Below are 4,467 nucleotides of genomic sequence, written 5' to 3' on the forward strand. Positions count from 1 at the left end.
CTTCGGCCACCTGCAACACGGCATCGATGGCCACCCAATTGCGGGGTGTTTCGGCCAGCAGAACCGTCAGCCGCTCGGAAATGCGCGCAGGGGTGGCCTCGGTGGCCATCGCGCGGTCAAGTGCGGCCACGATCTCCTCGCGGCTGCGATCGATCATTGGGTAGCTATGTTCGGACAGGATAACCGCTGAAGRCATCTAAGCGGGAAGCCCCCTTCAAAACAAGGTCTCCCTTGAGGGCCGTGGAAGACCACCACGTCGATAGGCCGGAGATGTAAGTGCAGCAATGCATTCAGTTGACCGGTACTAATTGCCCGATAGGCTTGATTTGATCCAGAAAAAGCAAGATCAATCAAAAGCACCGACTTGAACAGAGAACAAAGCGTTCCTGATGTTGTAAAACCCCCTGTATCGCAAAAATACAGGTGGGGTTCTTCCTTGGTTTGGTGGTCATAGCACGAGCAAAACACCCGATCCCATCCCGAACTCGGCAGTTAAGTGCCGTCGCGCCAATGGTACTGCGTCTCAAGACGTGGGAGAGTAGGTCACCGCCAGACCTAGTAAGAACCCCTTCTCTCAAAACGAAATCAAAAAAGCGCACAAAAAATACAAATGTAGCGCAATCAGCGCGGGATGGAGCAGCCCGGTAGCTCGTCAGGCTCATAACCTGAAGGTCGTAGGTTCAAATCCTACTCCCGCAACCATCGTTTCCGACCTGCCAAGGTCAGCACCAGCCCTCGCAAATCGCGAGGGCTTTGTCATGTCCGGGCCATGGCCACTGAAAAGCGCTCCGGCACTCTCGGACAGGGATAGGATCGCCGCCAGTTCCCCGACCAACTCCATCCGATGACCGCCACGGGCATCTGTGTCGGGGATCATCCTGATCTCCGACACCAACCCGCGCAAAGCCTCCGTCGCCTCCAGCTTCACCGAAGGGTCCGACAGTGCCGAGGAGAGATCGGCGATCTTTTCCTTGTAGTGGTCTGTTGAATGTCACTCAGAGCTGACCCAGCAGCAGTCGAAATTGTCACTGAGATTTGACCCATGTGGAACCTTGCCCCTGACGGGATTTGTCAGGGGATATTGGAGTGATCGACATGGGATTTTTGAGCGTCATTCGGCGTTGGGCTTTGCGGGACAAGATGCCCATCCGCGAGATTGCGCGGCGGACCGGGCTGTCCCGCAACACCATCAGGAAGTATCTGCGTGCGGGGATCGTTGAGCCCCAGTTTCAGACACCGGCGCGACCGAGCAAGCTGGACCCGTATGCAGAAAAGCTGTCAGGCTGGCTGGTGACCGAGCAGCGCAAGTCGCGCAAGGACCGGCGCACCGCCAAGCAGATGCACGCTGATCTGGTTCAGCTTGGCTATGACGGCTCGTATGAGCGGGTCGCGGCCTTCGTGCGGACCTGGAAAGGAGACAGGCAACGCGCGCAACAGACGACGGATCGCGGGACATTCGTGCCGCTTGTGTTCCAGCCTGGCGAGGCGTTCCAGTTCGACTGGAGCGAGGACTGGGCCCATGTCGGCGGCGAGCGCATCAAGTTGCAGGTGGCTCACATCAAGCTGTCGCACAGCCGGGCGTTCCTGGTCAGGGCCTATTTGTTGCAGACCCACGAGATGCTGTTCGACGCGCATTGGCACGCGTTCCGGGTCTTTGAGGGCGTGCCGGGCCGCGGGATCTACGACAACATGAAGACGGCGGTGGATCGCGTGGGCGTGGGCAAGAAGCGCGACGTGAATGCGCGGTTCATGGCCATGAGCAGCCACTACGTCTTTGAGGCTGATTTCTGCAACCCAGCGGCGGGTTGGGAGAAAGGACAGGTCGAGAAGAACGTTCGCGATGCGCGCCACCGACTCTGGCAGGTGATGCCAGCCTTTCCGGATCCTGATGCGTTGAATGTGTGGCTTGAGGACCGGTGCAAGGCACTGTGGGGTGAGACCCCGCATGGCAGCCTGCCCGGCAGCCTCGCCGACGTCTGGGAAGACGAGAAACCCGCACTGATGCCCTTGCCCACAGCCTTCGATGGCTTTGTCGAACACAGCAAGAGGGTGTCGCCCACCTGCCTGATCACCTTCGAGCGCAATCGCTACTCTGTCCCTGCCAGCTTTGCGAACCGCCCCGTCAGCCTGCATGTTTACCCTGAACGGCTGTTGATCGTGGCCGAGGGGCAGGTGGTCTGCGAGCATCAGCGCATCATTGAGCGGTCACACAAGCAACCTGGCCGCGTCATATATGACTGGCGCCATTATCTCGCTGTTGTCCAGCGCAAGCCGGGCGCGCTTCGTAACGGCGCCCCGTTTGTCGAGATGCCGGAGGCATTCCGCCAGTTGCAGGATCAGATGCTGCGCAAGCCCGGCGGCGATCGTGAGATGGTCGAGATCCTGTCGCTGGTGTTGCATCATGACGAGCAGGCCGTGCTGTGCGCTGTGGAAATGGCTCTGGAGGCGGGCGTGCCGACCAAGACCCATGTGCTGAACCTGCTCCACAGGCTGGTGGATGGCACGCCGACTGACCAGCCCGATGTGACGCCGCCTTCGAGCCTCGTCCTGAAGAAGGAGCCTGAGGCCAACGTCGCACGCTATGACGGACTGCGGGGAGGCACACGCCATGCGTCATGATCCCGCTGGAGCCGCGATCGTCATCATGCTGCGCAGCCTGAAGATGCCGGGCATGGCGCAGGCCGTGCATGACCTTATGGAACAAGGTGCTCCAGCGTTCGAAGCAGCGATGCCGATGCTGTCACAGCTGCTCAAGGCTGAAATGGCCGAACGCGAGGTGCGCTCCATCTCCTATCACATGAAGGCGGCGCGCTTCCCGGCCTACAAGGACCTGTCCGGCTTCGACTTCGCCGCCAGCGAGGTCAACGAAGCCCTCGTGCGCCAGCTGCATCGGTGCGAGTTCATGGACGCGGCCGAGAACGTGGTCCTGATCGGCGGGCCCGGCACGGGGAAAAGTCATGTCGCGACCGCCATCGGCGTCCAGGCCATCGAGCATCACCGCAAACGCGTGCGCTTCTTCTCGACCGTCGAGCTGGTCAACGCACTGGAACAGGAGAAGGCCCAGGGAAAGGCTGGAAAGATCGCCGAGGCGCTGGTGAAGACCGAATTGGTGATCCTCGACGAGCTGGGATACCTGCCGTTCAGCGCCTCGGGCGGTGCGTTGCTGTTCCATCTTCTCAGCAAACTATACGAACGCACCAGCGTGGTCATCACGACCAACCTGAGCTTCAGCGAATGGGCGAGCGTCTTCGGTGATGCAAAGATGACCACGGCGCTGCTCGATCGCCTCACCCACCGCTGCCACATTCTCGAGACCGGCAACGACAGCTACCGCTTCAAAGCCAGCTCCGAGACAGCCAAAAAGAAACGGAAGGAGACGGCGACATTGACTACGTCATGAACCAGAAAACATAATAACCGGGCGGGTCAGATCTCGGTGACAATGCTGGGTCAGTTCTGAGTGACATCCAACAGTAGTGGTCGGCCAAGCGCGGATGGAGCCGCAGGGCAGGGGGCTCGGGCGTCTCGGCCAGGCCGGAGGACAGTCGCGCTTTCTCGACCTTCAGCTCTTCCATCCGGGTCTTCATCGACGGCTCATACATCCCGTCCTCGATCGCCGACAGGATGCCCGCGATCTTCCGCTCCACCTGTGCGAGGTCGCGCTCCGTCTTGGCGCGTGCGGCCATCTGACCGGCCTGCGCATCGTTCCAAGCCCGGCGGTATTCCTCGACGAAGACCGCCACGAGGTCGGGATGCATCAGGCGATCCTTCAACCCTCCCAGCACCCGGGCCTCGACCTCTTCGCGTTCAATGGTCGCCCTGTTCGTGCAGATCGCGTTGCCCTTGTTGCGGGCGGCGCTGCAGCCATACCGGCTTTTGTTGATCAGAGTGTATGTTGCCCCGCAACAGTCGCAGACCACGAGGCCGGAGAACAGATAGGTCGGGCGGCGCGCCTGCTCGGGGCGCAGATCGCCTCCCTGAACGCCTGCCGGGTTGACCTGCCCCCCACTGGTCCCTCATTCATAACGAGAGTCTGCAGTTTGGATTTCGGTATTCGGCTTGGTCATCTTTCGCAAGCGCGCCGGGCGCGAAGCCCTCAAATTGCTCAAGCGTCCGGCGCGCTTGCTGCGGCGTCTGGTTGGCCAGGGACGAGTGTGGCCTGATCGTGTTGTAGTCGTAGCGCCAGAGCGCCAGCTTTCGCCGTGCGTCGTCCAAGCTGTCGAAGATTTCTTCGTTGAGTAGCTCGTCCCGCAGGCTGCCGTTGAAGCTTTCGACGAAGGCATTCTGCTGGGGCTTGCCTGGGTCGATGTAGTGCCACGGCACCTCGTTCTCGTCGGCCCATTTGAGGATGGCCCGACTGGTGAACTCGGTGCCATTGTCACTGACGATGCAACCCGGCTTGCCGTAAATCCGGATCAGGGAGCTGAGTTCCCGGGCGACACGCGCCCCTGACAGGCTGGTGTCCGC

At 60.8% G+C, this 4,467-nt stretch carries 4 protein-coding genes, 1 tRNA gene, 2 rRNA genes and 1 pseudogene; 5 read left to right on the top strand and 3 right to left on the bottom strand.

Features of this window, described 5'->3' with window-relative positions:
• The 5 genes from TR36_RS15790 to istB all read left to right on the top strand — a co-directional run.
• Positions 1-329 (top strand): 23S ribosomal RNA (locus TR36_RS15790); the annotation flags it as partial.
• Between the two features lie 111 nt (positions 330-440).
• Positions 441-555 (top strand): 5S ribosomal RNA (gene rrf / locus TR36_RS13735).
• Between the two features lie 70 nt (positions 556-625).
• Positions 626-702, top strand: a tRNA-Met gene (locus tag TR36_RS13740).
• A gap of 393 nt (positions 703-1,095) precedes the next feature.
• Positions 1,096-2,619, top strand: coding sequence for an IS21 family transposase (gene istA, locus TR36_RS13745; RefSeq protein WP_045393697.1), 1,524 nt, complete (start codon positions 1,096-1,098; stop codon positions 2,617-2,619).
• Positions 2,609-3,400, top strand: a complete 792-nt coding sequence (gene istB, locus TR36_RS13750) for an IS21-like element helper ATPase IstB (protein ID WP_045393694.1) — start codon at positions 2,609-2,611, stop codon at positions 3,398-3,400. The genes istA and istB overlap by 11 nt, the downstream gene beginning before the upstream one ends.
• Here istB and TR36_RS16055 read toward each other — a convergent pair.
• From TR36_RS16055 to TR36_RS13760, 3 genes and pseudogenes are all read right to left on the bottom strand, one after another.
• Complete coding sequence (locus TR36_RS16055) at positions 3,390-3,758, bottom strand: hypothetical protein (RefSeq protein ID WP_062763514.1); 369 nt, start codon at positions 3,756-3,758, stop codon at positions 3,390-3,392. The two genes, istB and TR36_RS16055, sit on opposite strands and share 11 nt — an antisense overlap.
• 24 nt (positions 3,759-3,782) lie before the next feature.
• Positions 3,783-3,968 (bottom strand): annotated as a pseudogene (locus tag TR36_RS16340) (zinc ribbon domain-containing protein); the annotation flags it as partial.
• Positions 3,969-4,020: 52 nt separating this feature from the next.
• Positions 4,021-4,467, bottom strand: a 447-nt coding sequence (locus TR36_RS13760) for an integrase core domain-containing protein (protein WP_045393686.1), incomplete at its 5' end; no start/stop codon positions are given.

It is taken from the genome of Falsirhodobacter sp. alg1 (assembly GCF_000739715.2).
Classification (GTDB): Bacteria; Pseudomonadota; Alphaproteobacteria; order Rhodobacterales; family Rhodobacteraceae; genus Falsirhodobacter.

Bases quoted from the DNA above. Each gene is read 5' to 3' on its own strand.
- istA (WP_045393697.1), top strand. From the start codon at position 1,096: ATGGGATTTTTGAGCGTCATTCGGCGTTGGGCTTTGCGGGACAAGATG.
- istB (WP_045393694.1), top strand. From the start codon at position 2,609: ATGCGTCATGATCCCGCTGGAGCCGCGATCGTCATCATGCTGCGCAGC.
- TR36_RS16055 (WP_062763514.1), bottom strand. From the start codon at position 3,758: ATGCATCCCGACCTCGTGGCGGTCTTCGTCGAGGAATACCGCCGGGCT.